At 61.5% G+C, this 22,237-nt stretch carries 18 protein-coding genes; 11 read left to right on the top strand and 7 right to left on the bottom strand.

The features are described from left to right. Positions 1–12 precede the first annotated feature (12 nt). Both VHX65_06300 and VHX65_06295 read right to left on the bottom strand, forming a co-directional pair. Entirely contained in the window at positions 13–1,185 is a 1,173-nt protein-coding gene (locus VHX65_06300; GenBank protein HEX3998142.1) for a hypothetical protein, read from the bottom strand. A 318-nt stretch (positions 1,186–1,503) separates the two neighbouring features. Continuing rightward, positions 1,504–1,827, bottom strand: a complete 324-nt coding sequence (locus VHX65_06295) for a hypothetical protein (GenBank protein ID HEX3998141.1) — start codon at positions 1,825–1,827, stop codon at positions 1,504–1,506. A 122-nt stretch (positions 1,828–1,949) separates the two neighbouring features. On the opposite strand from VHX65_06295, the gene VHX65_06290 reads away from it, so the two are divergent. The 3 genes from VHX65_06290 to VHX65_06280 all read left to right on the top strand — a co-directional run bounded on the left by VHX65_06290 (position 1,950) and on the right by VHX65_06280 (position 6,264). Next, on the top strand, positions 1,950–3,710 hold the full coding sequence (locus VHX65_06290) for a S41 family peptidase (GenBank protein ID HEX3998140.1): 1,761 nt from the start codon (positions 1,950–1,952) through the stop codon (positions 3,708–3,710). A gap of 496 nt (positions 3,711–4,206) precedes the next feature. Continuing rightward, the gene (locus VHX65_06285) at positions 4,207–5,097 is read left to right on the top strand and encodes a uracil-DNA glycosylase family protein (GenBank protein ID HEX3998139.1); all 891 of its coding nucleotides are present in this window, start codon (positions 4,207–4,209) and stop codon (positions 5,095–5,097) included. A gap of 156 nt (positions 5,098–5,253) precedes the next feature. Then, on the top strand, positions 5,254–6,264 hold the full coding sequence (locus VHX65_06280; protein HEX3998138.1) for a hypothetical protein: 1,011 nt from the start codon (positions 5,254–5,256) through the stop codon (positions 6,262–6,264). 32 nt (positions 6,265–6,296) lie between these two features. On the opposite strand, the gene VHX65_06275 is transcribed toward VHX65_06280, so the two are convergent. The 3 genes from VHX65_06275 to recO form a co-directional block, all read right to left on the bottom strand. Further along, the gene (locus VHX65_06275) at positions 6,297–6,881 is read right to left on the bottom strand and encodes an LptE family protein (protein HEX3998137.1); all 585 of its coding nucleotides are present in this window, start codon (positions 6,879–6,881) and stop codon (positions 6,297–6,299) included. Next, positions 6,881–8,113 (bottom strand): outer membrane protein assembly factor BamD, encoded by a 1,233-nt coding sequence (gene bamD / locus VHX65_06270; GenBank protein ID HEX3998136.1) that lies wholly within the window; start codon positions 8,111–8,113, stop codon positions 6,881–6,883. Before bamD ends, VHX65_06275 begins: the two co-directional genes overlap by 1 nt. 123 nt (positions 8,114–8,236) lie before the next feature. Next, a complete protein-coding gene (recO, locus tag VHX65_06265) occupies positions 8,237–8,980 on the bottom strand; it encodes a DNA repair protein RecO (protein ID HEX3998135.1) in 744 nt (247 codons plus the stop codon). A gap of 574 nt (positions 8,981–9,554) precedes the next feature. Here recO and rpsB point away from each other — a divergent pair. From rpsB to VHX65_06235, 6 genes are all read left to right on the top strand, one after another. After that, entirely contained in the window at positions 9,555–10,403 is an 849-nt protein-coding gene (gene rpsB / locus VHX65_06260; GenBank protein HEX3998134.1) for a 30S ribosomal protein S2, read from the top strand. 208 nt (positions 10,404–10,611) lie between these two features. Continuing rightward, positions 10,612–11,439 carry a translation elongation factor Ts gene (gene tsf, locus VHX65_06255; protein ID HEX3998133.1) on the top strand — a complete coding sequence of 276 codons (828 nt, stop codon included), beginning with the start codon at positions 10,612–10,614 and terminating at the stop codon, positions 11,437–11,439. Between the two features lie 113 nt (positions 11,440–11,552). Then, positions 11,553–12,320 carry a UMP kinase gene (gene pyrH / locus VHX65_06250; protein ID HEX3998132.1) on the top strand — a complete coding sequence of 256 codons (768 nt, stop codon included), beginning with the start codon at positions 11,553–11,555 and terminating at the stop codon, positions 12,318–12,320. A 125-nt stretch (positions 12,321–12,445) separates the two neighbouring features. Further along, entirely contained in the window at positions 12,446–13,006 is a 561-nt protein-coding gene (gene frr, locus VHX65_06245) for a ribosome recycling factor (GenBank protein HEX3998131.1), read from the top strand. 262 nt (positions 13,007–13,268) lie between these two features. After that, positions 13,269–15,896, top strand: a complete 2,628-nt coding sequence (gene ppdK, locus VHX65_06240; protein HEX3998130.1) for a pyruvate, phosphate dikinase — start codon at positions 13,269–13,271, stop codon at positions 15,894–15,896. A gap of 154 nt (positions 15,897–16,050) precedes the next feature. Then, complete coding sequence (locus VHX65_06235; protein HEX3998129.1) at positions 16,051–16,545, top strand: DUF1854 domain-containing protein; 495 nt, start codon at positions 16,051–16,053, stop codon at positions 16,543–16,545. A gap of 135 nt (positions 16,546–16,680) precedes the next feature. Here the strand turns inward: VHX65_06235 and VHX65_06230 are convergent, their stop codons facing one another. Further along, positions 16,681–17,730: an LOG family protein gene (locus tag VHX65_06230; protein ID HEX3998128.1), complete on the bottom strand. Its 1,050-nt coding sequence runs from the start codon at positions 17,728–17,730 to the stop codon at positions 16,681–16,683. Positions 17,731–18,030: 300 nt separating this feature from the next. Between VHX65_06230 and VHX65_06225 the strand changes: the two genes are divergently transcribed. Beyond that, on the top strand, positions 18,031–18,351 hold the full coding sequence (locus VHX65_06225) for a hypothetical protein (protein HEX3998127.1): 321 nt from the start codon (positions 18,031–18,033) through the stop codon (positions 18,349–18,351). A gap of 274 nt (positions 18,352–18,625) precedes the next feature. Here the strand turns inward: VHX65_06225 and VHX65_06220 are convergent, their stop codons facing one another. Further along, entirely contained in the window at positions 18,626–18,868 is a 243-nt protein-coding gene (locus tag VHX65_06220; GenBank protein HEX3998126.1) for a hypothetical protein, read from the bottom strand. Positions 18,869–19,311: 443 nt separating this feature from the next. Between VHX65_06220 and VHX65_06215 the strand changes: the two genes are divergently transcribed. Further along, positions 19,312–22,089, top strand: a complete 2,778-nt coding sequence (locus VHX65_06215; protein HEX3998125.1) for a Tex-like N-terminal domain-containing protein — start codon at positions 19,312–19,314, stop codon at positions 22,087–22,089. Positions 22,090–22,237 lie beyond the last annotated feature (148 nt).

The raw sequence follows: 22,237 nt of genomic DNA, 5'->3' as shown, positions 1-22,237 counted from the left end.
TTTTGCGACCGCTTAGCGATCGAGCTTTTGCCGTGCTTCTTCGAGCTTCTGGTTGGCTTCGTCGAGTTTTTCGATTGCCCGATCGAGATCGGAATCTTTTTGCGGCGCCGCGTTGCCGATCCGCGCCCCGTTTTTTTTCAGATGATCGGTGGCTTCGGCGATCAACTTGCGAGCTTGATCGATTTGTTCGCCAGCTTCCTTGTCGCTCGATTTGCGGCCGAGTGGAACGGCGCGCGGAGCCGGGCCGAGGGGCGCAATCGGCGGGGCGAAATTGGGCACCGGCCCGCCCACCTGAGCTTGAATCTGCAAGCCACCGACGCCGTTTTGGCCATACTTTTCATAAAGCTTGTGGGCTTCGGGGGATTTCTGTTTCAGTTCAGCGGCGTCTTTGGCCTTGAAGGTGTCGGTCTTGTCCTGGCCGTTCACCTTTTCGGTCACGCGCACTTCGATACCGTTTTGATCTTCTTGGATGTGGACCTTCTTGCCGTTGTCGTCGACATCGACGGTGCGGTTTCCGTTGCCGGCGTTTGCCTGAATGCGAAACACCTGGATCGCGCCGCCGGGCTGCATATTCCCGCCGGGGAGAATTTGGATATTTCCGCCGGGCAGGATTTGAATGTTGCCCCCGCCGCCGAACTGGATATTGCCGCCGATTCGAATCTGGCCGCCGATATTCGGTCCGCCCGGCTGAGCATTCGGCGATGGTGGCGGAGCGAGCGCCGATTTTGCCAATCCGGCGGCTGCGGCATGTGGTCCGTCTGCCAGCTTTTCGAGCGCTGCTTTGGCGGCATCGCGGGTCGCGGTGTCGGCCGATTCCGACAGGCGATGGAGAATGTCGACGGCGGCGGTCGTGGCTTCCAGGCTGTTTCCCGCGGCGGCGTCGGACAATGGGCCGATGGCCGCCTTGCCGGCTTCGAACAGTTTACGGCTGGCCTCCTGCCGGTTCACGAAAATATCGCTGTCGAGATTCTTGGCCCACCGCTCGGCGTCGTCGGCCGAAGCGGCTGGTTTTGGAGCATCGGTAGATTTTTCCGAGCCCGGCTTTTCCGCGGCCTTCGCGTTGCCATCACCGGCAGGCTCATCCGCGCGAGCGCGAGTTGAAATCGCGAAACCTGCCAATAAGGCCGAGCTCCACAACATGGCATCCAACATCTTCTTGAGCCGTCGTGAATGGGAAACGCACATGGGATTTCTCCTGAGGCGGATGGGTTCGCAGTGGGTCTGGGCCTTGGTCTGGGCGCCGCAACCGCGATGCATCGCCGGCAACGCTCCGCAGCAGGCCTGAGCTAAAGGTTACCGGAAGCGAAGAAATCTTGCAGCAAATTTCTGCATTTCGCAAGAAGGTTGGGCCCGCGATTCGATGGCCCGCCCCGCCTCCGCGGCTTGCCGACTGTCGGCCGCCTGACCTCCCGCGGCTGGCCCCTGTCCTCTTCCTGCGCCGGCCTCCCATCCGCTACAGCAGGCACCGTCGCGACAGCAGGCCCATCGGGCAAAAGTCGTTTCTCATTCCTGCGCGGGCGCGCGCGGCACGATGCCACCATCGCCGCGCGCGTTGTAACGGTCTTGCGGAAAGACGCGGCAAATTTCTTTTGCCATTTGTTTGACGGATGGCGAATCGTGGCCTACATTGGTTTCGGCCGGTATCTTGACCCACCCTTGCCGACCGGCCCAGTGGTGCTTTTTAGGAAGAGTTGTACGTGTTGCTTGGTGCAAGGTGCCATGAGATTGCAGCGTCGTGATATGCAGTGTCTTGATATGCAGCGCAGCGATATGCAGCGCGGCGAGACGCGGCGAGATGCGACGTAGCGATATCCGGGCCAATGTCATTGCAGCGCGACGGCATCGCGGTTGGACTTCACGGTTGAAAGTCTCGATGCCACTCGATTGATCCGGTTCGTCGCGGGTGAGACCCTGCTCACGGCGATCCCCTGCCTTCAGGAACCTCCATGATGCGACTTCGATTGTCTCTGCGCGGTGCCGCGCTCCTTGGTGCCGCGGCCTTGGGTTTGGTTGTTGCCGGTCCCTCGCTTGCCCAACAGCCTGCGAATTTCCCGCCCGTCGGCGGCCTGCCGCTGACGATTCAGCCGGCCGGGGTGGAACGCACCCTGCCGCCGCAGCTTTTGCCGATTCCAGTGCCGCCGGCTCCGCTCGGCTCGGCCTCGACCGCTCCGACAGCCGATCCGCAAGTTCTCGTTCGCGGGGAGAAATTCGAAATCGAGCGCCGCTGGGGCGAAGCGCTTTCGCTCTATGAAGAGGCCTATCGCAGCAATCCGGCCGCGAGCGGATTGAATCAACGCATCGATCTGGCCCGCATCCACTACGATCTCGGTCGCCGCTATGCCGACGCAAGCTTCCGCCGCAGCCTGACGCAGCTCGATGAGAATCGAGCCCTCGATCTTTATTCCGAGGTGTTGAACAAAGTCTTTTCGCACTACGTGGTTGACCCCGACTGGCAGCACATCGTCGAGCACGGCACGCTCGATTTCGAAGTCGCGCTCGGCGAGCCGATGTTTCTGGCGTCGGCACTCGGCGCGCAGGGCCAGATCCAGCCCGGCCCGCAAGAAATCGATGCCTTTCGCCGCGAACTGCATCAGCTTGTCGACGGCCGCGCGATCCATAATGCCGACGAGGCCCGCGCTGCGGTCGCCGCTGCCGCGAACTTGGCTCAAGACAAACTGCATCTCAGCCCGACCAGCACCATTTTGGAATACACCGGCGGCGCCGCGGGCGGCTTGGATGAATACTCGACCTTCCTGACGCCCGACCAATTGAACGATCTTTATTCGCAGATCGAAGGCAATTTCGTCGGCTTGGGCGTGGAATTGAAATCGGCCGACAACGCACTGCTGATCGTAAACGTGATTCACGGCAGCCCCGCCGAACGAGCCGGCCTAAAGGCGGCCGATCGAATCGTCGCCGTCGCGGGCCATTCGACCCACGACCTTTCGACCGATCAAGCGGCCGAGTTGCTGCAAGGAGCGGAGGGCACATCGGTCGCCCTCACGATCGCCAGCGCCAGCCAGCCCGACCGGAGCCTCACGCTTCGCCGAGAACATGTCGACGTGCCGAGCGTCGATGACATCCGCATCATTGATGCCGCCAACGGCGTCGGCTACTTCAAGCTCACCTGCTTTCAGAAGACGACCAGCCGCGATCTGGATAATGCTCTGTGGCAATTGCATCGCCAGGGAATGCGCAGCTTGGTGATGGATCTGCGCGGCAACCCGGGCGGATTGCTCACCGCGGCGGTCGATGCGTCCGACAAGTTCATCGACCAGGGCAACATCGTGTCAACCCGCGGCCGCAGCCCGCAAGAAGACTACGTCTACACGGCCCATTCGATGAGCGTGTGGCACTTGCCGCTGGTGGTGCTGATCGATGGCGATAGCGCGAGCGCCAGCGAGATCTTCGCCGGGGCGGTGCGCGATCATTCGCGCGGTGTGCTGGTCGGCACGCGCAGCTACGGCAAGGGATCGGTGCAAGGCATCTTTCCGCTGGCAGTCGGCGGGGCCGGCATCCGCTTGACCACCGCAAAATTCTATTCGCCCAATGGCCATCCGTTTGCTCACATCGGCGTCCAGCCCGATATCGTGGTGCATCAGACCGCCAAGCCGATCGATGGCCAAGTGGCCGTCCGAGCGCCGGGCGAGCCCGACGCGATCCTCGCCGCGGGCCTGGAAGCCGCCCGTCGTCAGCTTGCGCGGCAATAAGCGCCGGATCGACTCAGGCAGATTGTTTGAATCGCGCGACGATTTTGCGCATCGGTTTTTCCGCAGTCCCGGCATTTATGCCGGGGAACGCCGGCCTGATGCGGCCCGCATTAGCCCGCTTTAGCGGGCTCACCGGCACGGCGGCTTCAGCCATCGGCAGCGCGCGGTTCCGTGTGGCTAAAGCCAATTTCGCTAAGCCCCGTGAACGGGGCTGGAAAGACCCAACGCGCCGTCCCTCCCAGGCATTTATCGCTGCGTATGCGGCTGGGCTAGAGTCTTGGTCAGCAACTTCTTCGCGCGCAGCGCGCTTTTGAAACGGCACACTTTCGATCGAGAACACACACGTCAATTCCTGATGCCCCCCTGGTGGTCGCTGAAGCGTCGCTTGGTTGCGGCCGAAGGCTGCGCTAGGCAGTGCCGGATCGATCCTTATAATCCGGATTGGCTTGCGGCTCTTTTTCTCTTGCGATCGACCATCGTCCCTTGGATTTCTCGCATGGATGGCAAAACTGCGAAGCGCGGACCGGCCGAATCACGCACGGCCTGCCGGCTGGCCGACCGGCTTGCGAGCCTGCAACAGGCCGGCGTAACGCATTTGCACCGGGCACCTGCGAAAAAGAGAGCGATTGGGGCGTCCGCGTCGGAATCGCCATCTCGCCGATCCGCCCCAACGCCGGCCTCGCTCGCCACGCTTGCCACCGGTCCGACGATCGCCGCGAGTCCGTGTGCCACTGGCTCTGCCAGTGCTGGCCCCACAAGTCCCGTGACCGGCAACCAGCCGGCCGCTCGACCGCCCGCGGCAGTGCAAGTGCCGCCGGCAGAACGGTTGCCGAGGCTCGAAATTATCCGTCGCGAAGTTGCGGCTTGCACGCGCTGTACGGAACTTGCCACAACCCGGACGCAAACCGTGTTCGGCGTCGGAAATATCAATGCCCGGCTGATGTTCGTCGGCGAAGCGCCGGGTGCCGACGAAGATCGGGCCGGTGAACCGTTCGTCGGCAAGGCAGGCCAGCTTCTCACCAAGATCATCGAAGCCTGCCGCATGAAGCGCGAGGACGTGTATATCGGCAACGTCATCAAATGCCGGCCCCCCGGCAACCGCAACCCTCTGCCCGATGAAGTGCAGAATTGCCGCGGCTATCTCGAACGGCAGTTGGCGATTGTCCGGCCGGAATTTATCTGCTGCTTGGGGGCGGTCGCGGCGAAGTCGCTTTTGAACAGCGAAGCCACGATCGGCCGCCTGCGCGGGCGGTTCTATCAATACGAAGGCATTCCCGTGCTGTGCACCTATCATCCGGCGTATCTGCTGCGAAACCCGAGTGCGAAGCGCGATGTGTGGGAAGACATGAAGCTGCTGATGGCGCGCATGGGAATCGAACTTGGGTGAAGTTCGCCGCGAGCATCCGCGGCGGATGACCGTCCCTGACCCGGGCCGTCCGAGGCCGCAGGTTCGACCGAATGACTTGACGGTCGTATTCGGCGGCATCTACCTTGGCGGATCGTTCGAGCGGATTCAACTCCAATTTCTTGGGCCGATAAGAACATGCCTTGCATCTGCAAGATGGCGCTCGCACAGTTGAGCCCGTTGTCGGCTTTGCCGCCGCTGACGTTTTCTTTGCCGCCCGCCGTGGCGCAATTGGCGATGTCGTTGTCGGCAGGGGCGGGTGGCGCGGGAGCTGCCGCGTCGGCCTCCGCTTCGGCATCGGCCGAGGCGTCGGCGGCGATTGCCTTGGGATTCCCGTCGCTTTCCGCCGCGGCCTCGGCAAAGCTCGCGTTGGCTGCGGCTGCCGCGGCTGGCTTAAGCGCGATGGGCTCGGCAACGCTATCCGCAAGTGCCTCTGCGCAGCTCAGCGCGACGATCAATTCGATCAATGCGAATCTGCCCTCGCTGGCGTCGCTATTGGGAATGAACGCCGCGGCGCTGTCCGATTTGTCGTTGGCCGCGTCGCTCGCCGCCAGTGTGCAGGCGATGCTCGGGATTAGTCTCGGAGCGCCCGGGGCCGTGGCCGCATTGCAGGCGGCCCTTTCCGCGCAGGCGTCGGCATCGGCGAGCGCTGCGTTGAGCGCAAATGTTTCAGCAGCGCTTGCGCTGTCGGCCGCTCTTGGAATCAGTCTTGCGATGCCGGGCGCCATGGCGAGTCTTTCCGCGGCGCTGAGCGCCATGGCGAGCCTTTCCCTTCCCGCCCTGGCCGTGCCGCCGGTGAGCCTGGCCAGCCTGCTCGGCATCCTGGCCGCTCTGGCGAATATCCAGAGCGGGCTGGGGGTGAACTTATTGGCGCCGAATGCGGCAGCGTCGCTGCAAGCGGCAATCAGCGCCCTGCCGCTCTCCGCGCTTGCGAGCCTGAATCTGGCAGCGAGCCTTCAGGCTTCTGCCAGCGCGTCGGCCGCCGCCAGCGCGAGTGCCAGCGCGAGTGCGTCGCTCGAGGCCGCGCTTGCTCCGCTCAGCCTCTCGGCCATGGCCAACCTCTCCATGGCCGCTTCGGTAACGGCACAACTCGGTGCGTTGGGCATCACTCCGTCCGCAATCGGTTGCCCGATCTGCACGATCTTATAGATTCGCTGCTTACGGAATCGCCGGGCAACGTTTTACCACGGCGTTTCCATCATATCGACGATTTTTTTGGCCAGCCCCTGCATAATTTGCTGCAGCGAGGTCACGGTCGATTGGCCGTATTCGGGAATCAGTTGATTCGTTTGCGAAAGTGTCACCAATTCCGGCGGCACGGGAACGGCTCCCTCGCCATGCACGATGCCGCGGCGGTCGGCCCAGGTGACCTGGATCACCATTCCCATCTCGACGACGCGGCCTTCGTTGTTCGGCTCGCGCACGATCGAGTGCTTCGTGTCGGTCTTGATGCGGCCGGTGAGAATGCTGTCGGCATTCGGAGTGCCGACGACTTTGAACGGCGTGCGGTTTTCAATTTCCTTGCAAACCGCTTCCGTGAGTTGCTCGCCCAAGTCGCGGCGAAAGCTGTCCGACTCGATCATCGGCACGTAGACCGTGTGAATGTCGCGCGGATAGAGATCGGCGGTGCCAAAGTGGTAGCAAGCGCAGCCTGCCATCAGGACTGCCGCGGTGCAGCCAATAGCCGCTAGCGCCGCCATTTGCGGTGGAAAATGCCGTGGCTGCGGGCAAAATCGTCCGGCGGCGAATTGAGGCGCCGATCGCATCATCGTTGGACCGTGTCGCCGGGTGGCTGAGCGATTTGCGTCGGAGAAGAGTCGGGATTTGGAATCGTTTTCTGCTTATCTGGATCCTCATGGTCGAAAACGATCGCCAATACGCGGAAATAGTCGGGCGGATTGTCGGGCAGCTTGTCGATCGCGACCAAGCGCGTGTCCGCACGTTTTGCCAGTTCGGTGTTCGGCCACTTTTTGACGAGCTCGTGGTAATAAATCTTTGCCGCCCCGTAGTGGCTCGTCTTCTCATAGAACTGACCGACGGCCCAGAGCCGGAGGGCATATTGTGCGTGGATTTCGGCCTTGGCCGTCAACAGTCGTTCTCGCTCGTCGCCAAGATCGCGGCCGTATTGGGCGATCGTTTGGTCGATCAGTTCTTCGCCTTGCTTCAGCGGGCGTTCGTCGTACATCGGCCCCTGGTACAAATGCAGCTTGGCCTGGATGCCAAGCAGGTGAGCGTCTTTTTGATGCTTGCTCTTGGGATAATCGGTGCGGATCAGCTTGTAGTAGTAGTCGGCGTCGTCGTAATGGGCTTCGAGGAAGTAGGCGTTGGCGGTCATCCAAATCGCTTCGTCGGCCAATTTGCCGCGTGGATCATTAAGCCGCACTTCGTCGAACGCGCGGATCGCGTAGCCGAAGGTGTCGAACATCGGCAACGTTTTGTTCGTGAAATTCGGTTTGAGCAAGAACGACGGATGCGCGTGGTCGTATTGCAGCCAATAGATGCCAATCGCAAAATCCCGGTTCACGATCATGTTCATGAAGCGGGTGTTGGGAAATTTCTTGATCACGTTGCCGTAGCAATCGTCGGCTTTGGAGTATTCGTCGGCGAAGAAGTGGGCTTCGCCGCACATGAACGTTGCGTCTTCTTCGAGCGCCGTGCCGGGAAAGCGATTGGCGGCCGCTTTGTATTTCAACGCCGCGTCGTGATAGTCTTTTCTGCGATACAGTTCGTCGCCTTCCGCGTAGAGTTGGTGGGCGATGCCCTCGTCCGGCCCATGGCCGGTCCAGACTTCCACCGTGAGGCCGAGGTTCTTCGGCTCGAAGCGCTCCCAGCCGGCCGGAAGCTCTTCCATCGACTCGCCCGTCGGAACTTGCGCGACGGGCACCCACGGATCGTAGACCGGTCCGCCCGCGGTGTTGCTCGTGTGACCGGCGCAGCCGCACCACGCCATGCTCAAGCAGGCTGCGATGGCTACGCACGTCCGCCGGGCGGCTTGCATTCCGAGGTCCTTGATGGTCAGGCTGACGAGCAGGCTACAGGCTTGAGGCTACAGACTACAGGGACGAAGATCCCGATGCGGATCCTGCTCACGCAAAGCCGTGAGCATGGCACCCAAAGCGAATCATCCCAGATACTCGTGCATCCGCGGCTTATGGCCCAAGAGATGAGATAAGTAATGGTTCAACACTGCCCGCAATTCGCCGCGAGTGCGGCTATCGAGTTCCAATCGTCGCCAAGCGTCGCCGCTGGCGGCCAAGGCGATCATGGCCCGCAGCACGCCCGCTGAAATCGCCACCACATTCCGTTGCCCCGCCTTGCAATGCTGACACAACACGCCGCCGACAAGCATTCCAAACGCAACCCGCCCAGTCGCCTCGACCGGCCGGCCGCATTCGACGCATTGCTCGAGCGACGGCAAATGCCCCAACAGCCGCAAGGCCGTCAACTCAAACCGTGCGACAAGCGACGCGACCGCCGTTCCCGGTTCGGCGAGGCCTTGGAGCGTTTCCACGGCTGCGTCGAACAGTTCGGGATGGGGATCGGAATCGTCGGTCAGTTCGGTCAGGAGTTCGGCGACGTAGTAACCCGCATAAAGACAAGCCAGTTCGCGATCGCGCGGGCGGAACCGCTTTTGGAGCTTCGCCTCCGTAAGCAGGTCCAAGACGCCGGGTGATTTGCGGAGGAAGACTATTCGACACAGGGCCAACAGGTCAAGGGCAGACTCGAAAGGACCTTTGGGCCGCCGGGCCCCCTTGGCCATAGCATGTATCTTGCCCATCTCGCGGGTGAAAAGCGTCACGACGCTGCTCGTCTCGCTGAACTCGACGACTCGCAAGACCAGAGCGATGGCTTTTTCAGCGGGCATAGAAGGGGGCAGTCTCGCGCGGAGACGCGAGGACGCGGAGAGGGGCCTGGGGAGACAATATTTCAGCGGACAAGCGTTTTTCCCAAGCCTTCAGGCCTTCGCGCCTTCAGGCCTTCGCGCCTTCAGGCCTGGGACCGCGGGCCAAAATTTCTTGGTTGTTTATTAATAGTCCCTTCAGAAGGCTTTTTCTTTGGGCCGAGCCTACAGCCGGGAAAACGGTAAGCCCCTTCGAAAGCGGCTGCAATGCCAATCGCCGACTCTCCTCAGCCCGAGGCCCCAAAGGTCTGGGCGAGGAAAAACTGTCTGGACACGTTTACTATTCTATTTGGACAAACAATATTGAGCGTCTTGCCAGCATCCGCACGCCGATTGACGCACATTAGTTGAAGTGATAATTTAAACAGCTTGTCGCCTCGCAACGATCCGGGGCCGTTACGCCTTTTTCCCATAGAGAATTCTCGAACCAACGCCGGATGCTGCCGCTTGGCCGAAAGGTGTGCGATCGTCGCCCATCGGCTTCCGATTTGCAGCAATTGGCCGGTGTGAAACCGTTATTTTTTGGAGGACTGATTTAGTGTCGAATGTTTTGGCAAAAGATCTGATCGAAGCGGGCGTGCATTTCGGCCACCGCGCCAGCCGCTGGAACCCCCGCATGCGGCCGTATATCTTCGGTCGCCGCAATCAAATTCATATTATCGACGTGCGGGAAACCGTGCGCGGGCTGTTGCGGGCCAAGAAGTATCTTAAGCAAGTGTCGGCCGCCGGGAGCCTGATCCTGTTTGTCGGCACCAAGCGGCAAGCTTCCGACACGATCGAACGCGAAGCTTCGCGCTGCGGCATGCCCTTCGTCAGCGATCGCTGGCTCGGCGGCACGCTGACGAATTTCCGCACCATCCGCAGCCGGCTCGGCCGTTTGGAAGAGCTCGAAGGCCTGATGCAATCGGAAACGTTTGACACGTATTCCAAGAAAATGCAATCGGCCCTGAAGCGCGAATTCCGCAAGATGTTTCGCAATCTGAACGGCATGCGAACGATGAGCCGCCTGCCCGAATGCATGGTGATCATCGATCCGAAAAAGGAAAAGAACGCGGTTAGCGAAGCCCGCAAGCTGGGCGTTTCGACCGTGGCCCTGATCGACACCGATTGCGATCCCGATCTGGTCGATCTGCCGATTCCGGGAAACGATGATAGCATTCGTTCGATCGAGCTGATCGCGCAGCAATTGGCCGACGCGGTGTTGGAAGGCAAGACCGAGGCCGCCACCAAGGGCATGACCGAGGGGAATGGCGAGTCTAAACCGGCGCCTGCTCCGAAGCCGACGTCGAAGCCAGTTCCGAAGCCAACGGCGAAGGCCGGCGCGGGCAAGGTGGCCGAGCCGAAACCGCAGCCAGCCGCCGCCGCCAGCGAAAGCCCAGCGGAATAGCGGCTCGCACCTATTGGGGGCGTTTCGGATCGACTGCTTGGTCCGCCGTCGTGTGCCACTGGGCATAGCCACTGGCACACGGTGTAGGTCAGGCTTTCCAGCCTGACAGCCACAGGCCCAGGCCACTCGTCCAAAAACCGCCGCAATCGGATCCGGCGAACCGACCTGCGGCCGATCATTTGAATCATTTATTCGTGGGAGATAATCGATGCCAGAAATTACTGCCGCGGCCGTGAAGGCGCTGCGTGAGCGAACCGGCCTGCCGATGATGGATTGCAAAAGAGCCCTCGAAGAGACGGGCGGCGACCCAACTGCCGCCGAAGAGCACCTCCGCAAGCAGGGGCGCAAGACGCAAGAAACCCGTCTCGGCCGCGAAACTTCGACCGGCCGCATCGCCGTCTATGCCGATGTCGAAAAGGGGGTCGGCGCCATGGTCGAATTGATGTGCGAAAGCGCTCCCGTCGCGAACAACGCCGAATTCCGCCAACTGGCCTCCGATCTGGCCAAGCAATTGGCGACCGGTCCCGGCGCGGCCACGGGCGACGAACTGCTTGCTCAGCCTTCGCCATCGAAGCCGGGCCAAACCCTCGCCGTGCAGAAAGACGACCTGTTCAACCGGATGCGCGAAGTGTTGAAAGTCGGACGGATCGTCCGCATCGACGCCCCGGCCGGCGCTTACGCCCATCACGACGGCACGCTTGGCGCGCTGGTGGAAGTGAGCGGTGGCAACAACGATGTGGCCAAAGAAGTCGCCATGCATGTGACGGCCCAAAAGCCGCTAGTCGTATCGAAGGAAGATCTCGATCCGGCCGACATCGACCGGGAACGGGAAATTCTTTCCGTTGCCGCACGCGGCGAAGGCAAGCCCGAAAACATCATCGCCAAGATGGTCGAGGGTCGGTTGCGGAATTTCTACAGCGAACGCGTGCTGCTCGAGCAGCCGTTCGTGAAGGACGACAAGCAAACGGTCGGCCAGATGGCGAAGAAGGCCGGCATGACCATCAAGCGATTCGTGCGCTGGGAGTTGGGCAAGTAGGGCTAGGGGTTAGGGTTAGGGGTTAGGACGAGGAAGTCCGGCGGCGGGGCGAAATCGGTTTGTGGCTCGCTTGCGGTTTCGCGCTTTTTGAACTGCGCTGAGGTGCGTTTTCCATGGCCGTCGACGATTCCGCTTCCACGCCCCGCTATCGCCGCGTCGTATTGAAGCTTTCCGGCGAAAGTTTTTGCCACGCCGGCGAACGCGGCATCAGCATGACCGAGGTCGTGCATATCGCGCAGCAGACGGTGCAAGCGGCGAAGCGCGGCGTGCAAATCGCCATCGTCATGGGGGGCGGCAATATCCTCCGCGGCGCCCAGTTCACCGCCGGAAACTCGAGCATTCAAGAAGCGACGGCCCACTACATGGGCATGCTCGCCACCGTGATCAACGGCTTGGCCTTGCAAGACGCCCTGGAATCGCTCGGCTGCGAAACCCGCCTGCTGACGGCGATTCGCATGGATGGCGTCGCCGAGCCCTATATCCGCCGCCGAGCGCGCCGGCATTTGGAAAAGGGCCGCATCGTGCTCTTGGCTGCCGGAACCGGCAGCCCCTTCGTGACCACCGACACGGCCGCCGCGCAACGGGCCTTGGAGCTCGAAGCCGATATTTTGCTCAAGGCGACGCGGGTCGACGGGGTCTTTTCCGACGATCCCGAAAAGAACCCGCACGCGATTCTCTACCGCGAACTGTCGTATTCCGCGGTGCGCGAGCAGAACCTGCGGGTAATGGACCCCACGGCCATCGCCCAATGCATGGAACACGACATGCCAATCCTCGTTTTCAACTTCAAGAAAGAGCGGAACATCGAGCGGGCCGTGAACGGCGAGCGCGTGGGAACGCTGATCGCGCGGGGCGAAGGGCTAGGGGCGAGGGGCGAGTAAGAACGCAACCGCCGCATCCCGTCCGCGCATCGCGCTCTGCCATCTTGCAATCAGCCCCCCGAATGAAATACTAAAGCGTAGCGCCAACTGCCCTCGTCCCTCGTCCCTAGCCCCTCACCCTTCCCATGTCTTCCGACGAAATTCTGCTGGATTCCGAAGAGCGGATGGAAAAGGCCGTCGATGTGTTCAAGCACGCGCTGGCCGGCATCCGCACCGGCCGGGCCAATCCCGGCTTAGTCGATTCGCTGCGCGTCGAGGCCTACGGCGCTTCGACGCCGATGAAGTCGATCGCCCAGGTCGGCGCTCCGGAGCCGACGCAGATCGTCATCCGTCCGTTCGATCCTTCGACGATCAAGGACATTGAAAAAGCCATTCGTTCGAGTGATTTGGGATTCAATCCGCAGAACGACGGTCGCGTGATCCGCATCAACGTGCCGGCGCTTTCGACCGATGTGCGGCGCAAGCTGTCGGCCCGGATCAAGGACTTGGGCGAAGAAGCGAAGGTGGCCATTCGCAATGTCCGCCGCGACGGCAACAAAGCGGCCGAGCAAGCCGAAAAAGACAAGGACCTGACCGAAGACGACCGCGACGCCTTGAAGGACGAAATTCAAGAGCTCACCAAGAAATACGAAGCCAAGGTGAGCGATCTGGCGAAAGCGAAGGAAACGGAAGTGCTCGAGCAATAGTCCTCCCGCTCGGCAGTGTTTGGCGTCTTGGGCATGGACCAATCTTAACACACGGCGCTACGACGCGCGCTGCGTCGTCGCAAACTTGACGGTCCTCGTTGGCACTGGTAGATTGGCCCGATTCATTGGTTCAATTTGCACCAGTCGCGCGCAATCGGCTCGAAATTTCAGGAGGAATCTTCTCATGGCGACCGTCACCAAGCGGAAAAGCAACAAGCCGGATGCAAAGCCGGCCTCGAACGGCAAAGCCGCTGGCGGGCGGATGTGCTACTACTTCGGCGCCACGCGAACCGATGGCCGCGGCGATCAGAAGCAACTCCTCGGCGGCAAAGGCGCCAATCTGGCCGAGATGACCAGCATCGGCCTGCCGGTGCCACCCGGATTCACGATCACCACCGCCTGTTGCGATCTGTACTACAAGCAGGGCCGTAAGCTGCCCGCCGGATTGATGGACGAGGTGCGCAAGAATATTGCCGTGCTGGAAAAGGAAACGGGCAAGAAATTCGGCGATCGCCAGAATCCGCTCTTGGTGTCGGTGCGATCGGGCGCAGCGATGTCGATGCCTGGCATGATGAACACGATTCTCAACCTCGGGCTGAACGACGAATCGGTCGCCGGCTTGGCGAATGCGACCGGCAACGAGCGCTTCGCCTACGACTCGTATCGCCGCTTGGTGAATATGTTCGGCGATGTGGTGGTCAATGTCGATCACGAGCATTTCGAAGAAGCGTTCGATAAGGTCAAGTTGAAACACAAGGCCAAGGAAGACACCGATGTGCCGCTGGAAGGCATGATCGAGCTTTGCAAGGCCTATCAACAGGTGTATCGCCATCATCATGGCCACGCCTTCCCGCAGGATCCATTGGAACAACTCGAACTGGCGATCGAAGCCGTGTTCAAGAGCTGGATGCAAGCTCGGGCCGTGACGTATCGGCAGGTCGAAGGAATCACGGGCCTGCTGGGCACGGCGGTCACCGTGCAATCGATGGTCTTCGGCAACATGGGTGACGACTCGGGCACGGGCGTCGCGTTCACGCGCAATCCGGCCACGGGCGAAAATAAGTTCTACGGCGAATTTTTGATCAATGCCCAGGGTGAAGACGTCGTGGCCGGCATCCGCACTCCGCTGCCGGTCGATCAGATGCCGAAGTGGAACAAGAAGGCGTTTCAGCAGCTTTTGGAGATCAAGAAAACGCTCGAAGACCATTTTCGCGACGTGCAGGATATCGAGTTCACGATCGAGCGTGGCAAGCTTTATATGCTGCAGACTCGCAATGGCAAACGGACCGGCGCGGCCGCCGTGCGGATTGCGTGCGACATGGTCAAGGAAAAGCGGATCGACGAAGAGACGGCCGTCCGTCGCATCCCGGCCGGCGATCTGACGCAATTGCTCCTGCCCAGCTTCGATCCGGCCAAGAAGAAAACGGCCGAAACGCTGACGGTCGGCCTGCCCGCATCGCCGGGCGCCGCGGTCGGGGCGCTGGCGTTCACGGCGCAAGAAGCCGTTCAGCGAACGCTTGCCGGCGAGCGTGTGTTGCTCGTGCGCAAGGAAACGAATCCGGAAGACATCGAAGGAATGCATTCGGCGGCCGGCATTCTTACCAGCACCGGCGGCATGACCAGCCATGCGGCGGTGGTCGCCCGCGGCTGGGGCCGTTGTTGCGTCGCCGGAGCGGGGGCCATGCATATCGATGAAAAGGCGCGCAAGGTGACGATTGGCAACCGCACGCTCACGCACAAAGACATTTTGTCGATCGACGGCTCGACCGGCGAGGTGATGCTCGGCCAGGTGGCCACGCAGGAGCCAAAGCTCTCCGGCGATTTCAACACGGTGATGAAGTGGGCCGACAAATATCGCACGCTGCGGATTCGCACGAATGCCGACACGCCGGCCGACGCCGCCAGGGCCCGCGAATTCGGGGCCGAGGGAATCGGCCTTTGCCGCACGGAGCATATGTTCTTCGAAGGCGAGCGGATTCAAGCGGTCCGCGAGATGATCCTCGCCGAGAACAAAGCCGATCGCGTGACGGCGATCGCCAAGCTGCTGCCGTATCAGCGCGAAGACTTCGAGGGAATTTTCAAGGCGATGAAGGGCCTACCGGTGACGATCCGGTTGCTCGATCCGCCGCTGCACGAATTCCTGCCGCAAGACGACAAGAATCAGAAGGAAATGGCGCAGCGCTTGGGCGTCAGCCCGGCCAAGGTCAAGCAGCGCGTGTCGCAGTTGCACGAAGCAAACCCGATGCTCGGCCATCGCGGTTGCCGTTTGGCGATCACGTATCCCGAGATTCTGGAAATGCAGGTGACCGCGATCGTCGAAGCGGCGATCAACTGCAAGAACCGCAAGATCGACGCTCAGCCGGAGATCATGATCCCGTTGGTTTGTGCGGCGAAGGAACTGGCCGTGCTGGTGGATCTAACCAATGCGACGATCGAAAAGGTGAAGAAGGACAAGAAGTTCAGCGGCAAGCTCGATATCACCGTGGGCACGATGATCGAGATTCCGCGAGCGGCCCTGACGGCCGACGACGTCGCGAAGCATGCGGATTTCTTCAGCTTCGGTACGAATGATCTGACGCAGCTCACATTCGGCTTCAGCCGCGACGACGTGAACACGTTCCTGCCCGATTATCTGAAGCAGGAGATTTTGCCGCGCGATCCGTTCCAAACGCTCGATGTGACGGGCGTCGGCCAGTTGGTCGAAATGGCGGTAATGAAGGGGCGGTCAACCAAGGCGGATTTGAAATGCGGCATTTGCGGCGAGCACGGCGGCGACCCGGCGTCGGTGGTGTTCTGCCATAAGGCCGGGCTGAACTATGTCAGCTGTTCGCCGTTCCGCGTGCCGATCGCCCGGCTCGCGGCCGCCCAAGCGGCGCTGAATTCGAAATAGTGCCAGTGGCGGTGTGAAGCCAGCGGCGGCGTTAAGCCCAGGGAAGGCCTGGAACGCTTGTGCCATTGGAGGGCGGTTTCCAGGCCTTCCCTGGGCTTGGGGCGCCGCTTGCAGATTTCAGATGCCGCGATCGGTATAGTGTATGATTGAGCGTATGCCGTCCGACGCCGCTTCCCTTCCGCCGTCCGCCGAATTCGAAGTGCGGCATAATGCGCTCGGCCGCTTGGAATTGATCGATGGCGCCGGCCGGCGGCATGAAGATGTCGAGCCGATCCGCGCATTTCCGATTTCCGATCCCGACCGCGGAATTTCAATCTGCGATCGCGATGGACACGAGCTTTATTGGATTGATCACTTGTCGGCCCTGTCGCCGGCGGTTCGCGCCGTGCTCGAAGCCGACCTGAGCCAGCGGGAATTCATTCCAGTCGTCCGCCGGATCGTGCGCATGGCGGCGTTTTCGGAGCCCTCGGAATGGGTCGTGGAAACCGACCGCGGCCAAACGCAATTCCTGCTCGGCAACGAAGAAGACGTGCACCGCATCGACGCCAAACGAGCGATGATCGTCGACACCAACGGCGTCCGCTATCTAATCGCCGACATCGGCGCCCTAGACGGCCACAGCCGCCGGATTCTCGAGCGCTATTTGTAGCAGGCGACAGTCTTGAGCGCACGTCGTAGCGCTCGGGCACTGGCAAGCGCGGTCGGCCAGCACCGGCCGGGGCCCAAGATCGAAGCTCGCTTGCGGTTTTTCGCGTTTGAATCCCGAGCCAGATGCCGTCGGCAACTATTTCTGCCGCACGTAGCCGCGGTTTACGCAATCGATCAATTGCCGCAGTCGGCCGAGACTGCGGCGGTTGAAGCGGAACACCAACCGCGGCAGTGCCACGAGCGACGGCTCGCCGCGCTCCTCGGGCAGCGCATTGCTCAGCTCGATTTTGCCTTCGATGACGATGTCGCGAAATTCGGAATTGAGCTCGTCGAGCAATTCGGGTGTCGGCCGTTGGGTCAGCCGCATTACGAGCCGATGCTTCACATAGCGCATGCTGTGATAAACGCGGAAGAATTGCATAATCTCGTTCACGGCCACGTCGACATTGTCGGTCGTCTTATAGAGCGAAAGATCTTCCGACGAAATCATACCGCGGGCCAGAAGTCGATCGCGAACGAATTGCTCGAACGGCTGCCAAAAATCGCCGCCGGCTTGGTCGAGAAAGACGACGGGCACCATCTCTCGCTTGCCGGTTTGCAAGAGCGTCAGCACTTCCAAGCCTTCGTCGAGCGTGCCGAATCCGCCGGGCAGAAGACACACGGCGTCGCACTCCTTCACGAACATCAGCTTACGCGTGAAGAAATATTTCATGTGCACCAGCTTCGAATCGCCGGCGATGATCGAATTCGACGATTGCTCGAAGGGGAGCATGATATTTAGCCCCATCGAGTTTTCGCGGCCGGCGCCGACGTGCCCGGCTTCCATGATGCCGCTGGCGGCCCCGGTGAGCACGAGCCAACCGAGTTGGGCCATGGCGTGGCCAAACGCGACCGCCTGCTGATAAGCCGGCTCGGTCGGGCGCGTGCGGGCCGAGCCGAACACGGTCACCTTCCGCCGGGAGCGATAGGGCGTAAACACCTTGAAGGCGTAGCGCAGCTCGCGAAGCGTGCGGCTGAGGATCTTCAGATCGCCATGCGACGTTTGGTCGGAGGCCAGCTTATCGGCCGATTCCTTGATCTGCTCGATCAGCTCATTCAGCCGCTCGCGGTCGAGCGGCTCCGTCACCACCGGAATGTCGTCCGGGGGCTCGGGCAAAGATAGAGATTCCGAATCGATGTCGCTCACGCCTATTTCTCGCACTTCCGCCGCGTGCAACCGCCTAACCGCGACCGTTCAGGGAACGGGAGGCCGCCTCTGAGCACCAAAGGGTCGTAGCGCCAAGGGGTCGGGCACATTTTCCGGCGTCGCCATCGGCGGCAATTCAAGCCGCAAATGTGCCGAAAAATGAGCCAGACCCCGGTAGCACCGGCCACAATTATACGCCATAGCCGTTGCGCGGGTAGCCGAGGCGGAGGGTGCCGGCGCAAAGCGGAGGAATGTAGCGAAGGCGGCGTTCGCTTCAAGTGAGGCGCTCCCGGCCGGAGAATGCGAAATGCAGCAAGTCCGACGCGCACGTCGGCGGCGAGTCAGCAGCTCCCTGGCGCCAAGGAGCCGGCGAACAACGATGGCCCGGTGGGCCTCGTAGGAGCTTTAGCTACCGACGGGCAGTTTGCGCACGCGATGCCGGGCATCCTCGACGACCACGATAGCCCCTTGAAGCAAGTCGGCGCTCGAATCATTCAACACCTGGCCCAACCGCGGAATCACGAAGTCGGCGCGCGTATTGTGGAGGCGAAACAAGACAACGCTGATGGTTTCGCTGCCGCTGCCGGCAAGAATTTCACCGAAATCCAGGTCAAAGGTTAGGACGATCCGCTGTTCACGCCCGGCCTTTCTGAAAATCTCGCCGTTGGGGAGGCGCTGCAGCCTTCGAGCGAATCTAAATGGGACGAGCGCGAATTCAAGTTGCCGCAGAAAAATAACTTCGGCATCTGGAATTCGAGATGCCCACGGTCGGCGTTGGCGTCAGCGGAACCGCGACACCGCTCGTGTACCACTGGCATTGCCAGAGATGGCATGTAAACATCCGTTCGGCACACAAACTGGCAGAGCCAGTGGCACATGAGCGGCGCGTGGTCGCTCAGGCCGACGGCCGGCGGTAGTGTTGATAGGCCAGGATCACTTCGTAGAGATCGCTCGAGATCGTGATCTCGTCGTTTTGGAAGTCCTGAAGCCAGGTGCGGCGGCTGGCGACGGCGTCGGCCAGCAAATGCAAGACATCGCCCAACGGCACGTTGACCGTCTCTCGCGCGACGCGCGATTGGCTCAGTGTGGCGGTTTCGTTTTGTGGTCCGTTGTACACGCGCAAATGACGTTGGGCCATCGTAGACGCATCCTTACGTCGGAGTCAAAGTTGACATTGGCGGCGGCAAAAGCGTTTTTGCCGCAGCGCCCGCGGCGTGGAATCCCTTCCCCGCCACTTCGGCTGCCTGGCTTACTGGCACGCGCGTAGTTATCGACCGGATGTGCCGCGCAAGTTTGGTGAATTTCGCAGCGCGTTTGGATTTTTCGCGGGTGCGGTGCTAGCAATCCGTTGCTCGATTCTTGACAGGAAGATGTAAAACCGCTTAGATGTTTGGCTTAGGGGCAATTTGGGCCTGCGGCGGCTGCTTGCATTGGGCGAGCGGGTCGACTTGGGCTGCCCGTCGCGCACCGTCGCTCGACGGCGCGAAGGATCTTTTTTCGCGCGCAACAGCGTCTCGTTCGAGGTGGCTTTGGCCCTCTCCCGGCGGGAGTTGATGCGATTAGGGGTTTTTGCGTTTGGGCATGGGTCTGACCATTACTGTCGATCTTGGCTCCGTTGCCCACAGCGTCGCCTTGCCATTGGTGCAGGTCGAAAGCGTCGTTCGCCTGCTGGACGCCGGCAACACCGTCCCTTTCATCACCCGCTACCGCAAGGACCAGACCGGCGGGCTGGATGAGGAGCAGATCCGGCAGATTGAGGATCGCGTCGGCCGGCTGCGAATGCTGGCCGAGCGGAAGCAGACGATCTTGCGCTCGATCGAAGGCCAAGGAAAGTTGACGCCCGAACTGGCGGCCGCGATCAATAGCGCGGATAGCACGAAGCGGTTGGAAGACTTGTATTTGCCCTACAAGCCGAAGAAGCAGTCGCTGGCCACCTTGGCCCGCCAACGCCAATTGGAGCCCTTGGCGAAAGAGCTCTTGTCGGCCGACCCCGCCGCCGCCGATCTCGATGCCCGAGCGCGCGATTTCATCAACGCCGATCGGCAAGTGCTGACCTCGGGGGATGCGCTGTTGGGCGTCGGCCATATTCTGGCGGAAGATTTCAGCGAGCGCGTCGAGCTTCGCGATCGGCTGCGGAAAATTCTCAAGCGCACCGGCAAGCTGGTCTGCACGAAGACGGAAATTGCCGACAAGCAAGGGAAGGAATTTCTCGACTATTTCGAGTTCCAGGAACAATTGAGCAAGATTCCGCCGCATCGCATTCTGGCGATCAACCGCGGCGAAAAGGCGAAGATGTTGCGCGTGCGGATCGATGCCGAAGCCGACGAGATGGCGCGCGTGGCCGAGGAGCTGTTCGTGCGGCCGGAGCATCCGCATGCCGATTTCTTGCGGGGCTGCGTGCGCGACGCGCTCGCTCGCCTGGTGGTGCCGAGCTTGGAGCGCGAGATTCGCCGCGAGATGACCGAGTTTGCCGAGACGCATGCCGTCGAGGTGTTCGCCAAGAATTTGCGAAACTTGTTGCTCCAGCCGCCGGTGCGAAATCGCCGGGCGCTGGCGGTCGATCCCGGTTTCAAGAGCGGCTGCAAGCTGGCCGTGCTCGACGAATTCGGCAGTTTGCTCGATCACAGCGTCGTGCACCTGATCGGCAAGGCGGAGCGCAAAGCGGAGGCCCGGGCGAAGCTCGTCGAGTTGATCAAGCAGCACAATGTCTCGGTCGTGGCGCTTGGCAACGGCACGGCCTGCCGTGAGACGGAGCAGGTGTTGGCCGAGATGATGGGCGAAGAATTGAAAGACAGCCACGTGGCCTATGTGATCGTCAACGAGGCCGGCGCGAGCGTTTATTCGACAAGCCCGCTGGGGCGCGAAGAATTGCCCAGCTACGATGCAACGCTCCGCGGTGCGATATCGATCGGCCGGCGGATGCAAGATCCGCTGAGCGAGCTGGTCAAGATTGACCCTGCCAATATCGGCGTCGGGCTGTATCAACACGATGTCAAGGCGAAGCATCTGCGGACGTCGCTCGATGCGGTGGTCGAGTCGTGCGTGAATTATGTCGGGGTCGATTTGAACACCGCCAGTCCGGCGCTTCTGCGATACGTGTCCGGATTGAATCAGTTGACGGCCCGGCGATTGTACGATCATCGGACAGCCAACGGCCCGTTTAAGAGCCGCGAGCAATTGAAAGAGGTGTCGGGATTCGGGGAAGCGACATTCGTTCAAGCGGCCGGGTTTTTGAAAATCGGCGACGGCGAAAATCCGCTCGACGGCACGTGGATTCATCCGGAAAGCTACGATGTCGCGCGGCGCGTGTTGGATCGGCTCGGCCATTCGCCGGCCGAATTGACGGGCAAGGAAGCGGCCGGCGAGTTGGCGCAGAAAACTGCCGAATTGAATCTGGATCAGCTGGCCGGCGAATTGCAGGTGGGCCGGCTGACCTTGGGCGATGTCGTCGCGCAGCTCAGCCGACCGGGCCGCGATCCGCGCGAAGATCTTCCTCCGCCGATTTTCAAGACCGGTATCTTGAAGTTGGAAGATCTTGCGCCCGGCATGGAGCTATACGGCTCCGTGCTGAACGTGGTCGATTTCGGCGCCTTCGTTGACATCGGCTTGCGCGATAGCGGGCTGGTTCACGTCAGCCAATTGGCAAATCGCTACATTCGCGATCCGCACGAAGTGGCGGCGGTGGGCGACATCGTGAAAGTCTGGGTTTTGGAAGTTGATAAAACGCGGCGCCGAGTATCGCTGACGATGATTCCGCCGGGCTCGAAACGGCACGAACCATCAGGCCGATCGCACGGCGGCCGATCGCACGGTGGCCGATCGCACGGCGAGCGGTCGAACGGGCAGCGCGACGGAGGCCAGCCGACGGGCGGAGCGCAGGCGGGTGGCCAACCGTCCGGTGGAGAGCCGGCTCGTGGTGGCGGGCGGCAGCGTCGAGGTTCGCGTCCACCGCGGCCCGGGACACCGGCGACGCAACCTGCCGCGACCGCGGATGCGTCGCCCGCCGGCGCGGCTTCAGCCGACGGCGCTTCGACGGACGCCGCGGTTCCGGCGATCGCCGCGAGCGGCGAAAAATCTTCGACGAGTTCCAACGCCGAACGGTCGGCCGCCCCGCCGCGCCCGCCGTATGGCAAAAAACCGTATGGCCAGTCCCATGGAAAGCCGTCGCGCGGCGGTGATCATTCCCGGCCGGCATATCGACCGCCGCCAAAGCCGAAGCCGATGATCCCGATCACGGAGGCGATGAAAAAGGGCAAAGAACCGCTGCGCACGTTCGGCGACTTGAAGCAGTTCTTCGAGATCAAGGCTACCGAGCCGACCGAGAAGCCGGCAGCCGAGGAACCGAAATCCGGTTCGTAGGGCGCCGCCTAGAATGGCTTCGGCCGTCCCACCGCTTCCCTCGCTAACGCTTCGGGCTAATTTGCAATCGAGGAAGCCAGATTGTAGCCCGAAGCGTTAGCGAGGGAGAGCCGCGAGCCGAGCTTCTTTTTCTTCAGGCTTATGGCAT

It is taken from the genome of Pirellulales bacterium (assembly GCA_036267355.1).
Classification (GTDB): domain Bacteria; phylum Planctomycetota; class Planctomycetia; order Pirellulales; family DATAWG01; genus DATAWG01.
The sequence above is the reverse complement of the archived record's forward strand: the minus strand, read 5'-3'. Positions and strand labels throughout refer to the sequence as shown.

What these genes read in the sequence shown, in the direction of transcription:
- VHX65_06300 (HEX3998142.1), bottom strand. Translation starts at nt 1,185, where the DNA reads ATGTGCGTTTCCCATTCACGACGGCTCAAGAAGATGTTGGATGCCATG.
- VHX65_06295 (HEX3998141.1), bottom strand. Translation starts at nt 1,827, where the DNA reads ATGACATTGGCCCGGATATCGCTACGTCGCATCTCGCCGCGTCTCGCC.
- VHX65_06290 (HEX3998140.1), top strand. Translation starts at nt 1,950, where the DNA reads ATGCGACTTCGATTGTCTCTGCGCGGTGCCGCGCTCCTTGGTGCCGCG.
- VHX65_06285 (HEX3998139.1), top strand. Translation starts at nt 4,207, where the DNA reads ATGGATGGCAAAACTGCGAAGCGCGGACCGGCCGAATCACGCACGGCC.
- VHX65_06280 (HEX3998138.1), top strand. Translation starts at nt 5,254, where the DNA reads ATGCCTTGCATCTGCAAGATGGCGCTCGCACAGTTGAGCCCGTTGTCG.
- VHX65_06275 (HEX3998137.1), bottom strand. Translation starts at nt 6,881, where the DNA reads ATGCGATCGGCGCCTCAATTCGCCGCCGGACGATTTTGCCCGCAGCCA.
- bamD (HEX3998136.1), bottom strand. Translation starts at nt 8,113, where the DNA reads ATGCAAGCCGCCCGGCGGACGTGCGTAGCCATCGCAGCCTGCTTGAGC.
- recO (HEX3998135.1), bottom strand. Translation starts at nt 8,980, where the DNA reads ATGCCCGCTGAAAAAGCCATCGCTCTGGTCTTGCGAGTCGTCGAGTTC.
- tsf (HEX3998133.1), top strand. Translation starts at nt 10,612, where the DNA reads ATGCCAGAAATTACTGCCGCGGCCGTGAAGGCGCTGCGTGAGCGAACC.
- pyrH (HEX3998132.1), top strand. Translation starts at nt 11,553, where the DNA reads ATGGCCGTCGACGATTCCGCTTCCACGCCCCGCTATCGCCGCGTCGTA.
- frr (HEX3998131.1), top strand. Translation starts at nt 12,446, where the DNA reads ATGTCTTCCGACGAAATTCTGCTGGATTCCGAAGAGCGGATGGAAAAG.
- ppdK (HEX3998130.1), top strand. Translation starts at nt 13,269, where the DNA reads ATGTGCTACTACTTCGGCGCCACGCGAACCGATGGCCGCGGCGATCAG.
- VHX65_06235 (HEX3998129.1), top strand. Translation starts at nt 16,051, where the DNA reads ATGCCGTCCGACGCCGCTTCCCTTCCGCCGTCCGCCGAATTCGAAGTG.
- VHX65_06225 (HEX3998127.1), top strand. Translation starts at nt 18,031, where the DNA reads ATGCGAAATGCAGCAAGTCCGACGCGCACGTCGGCGGCGAGTCAGCAG.
- VHX65_06220 (HEX3998126.1), bottom strand. Translation starts at nt 18,868, where the DNA reads ATGGCCCAACGTCATTTGCGCGTGTACAACGGACCACAAAACGAAACC.
- VHX65_06215 (HEX3998125.1), top strand. Translation starts at nt 19,312, where the DNA reads ATGGGTCTGACCATTACTGTCGATCTTGGCTCCGTTGCCCACAGCGTC.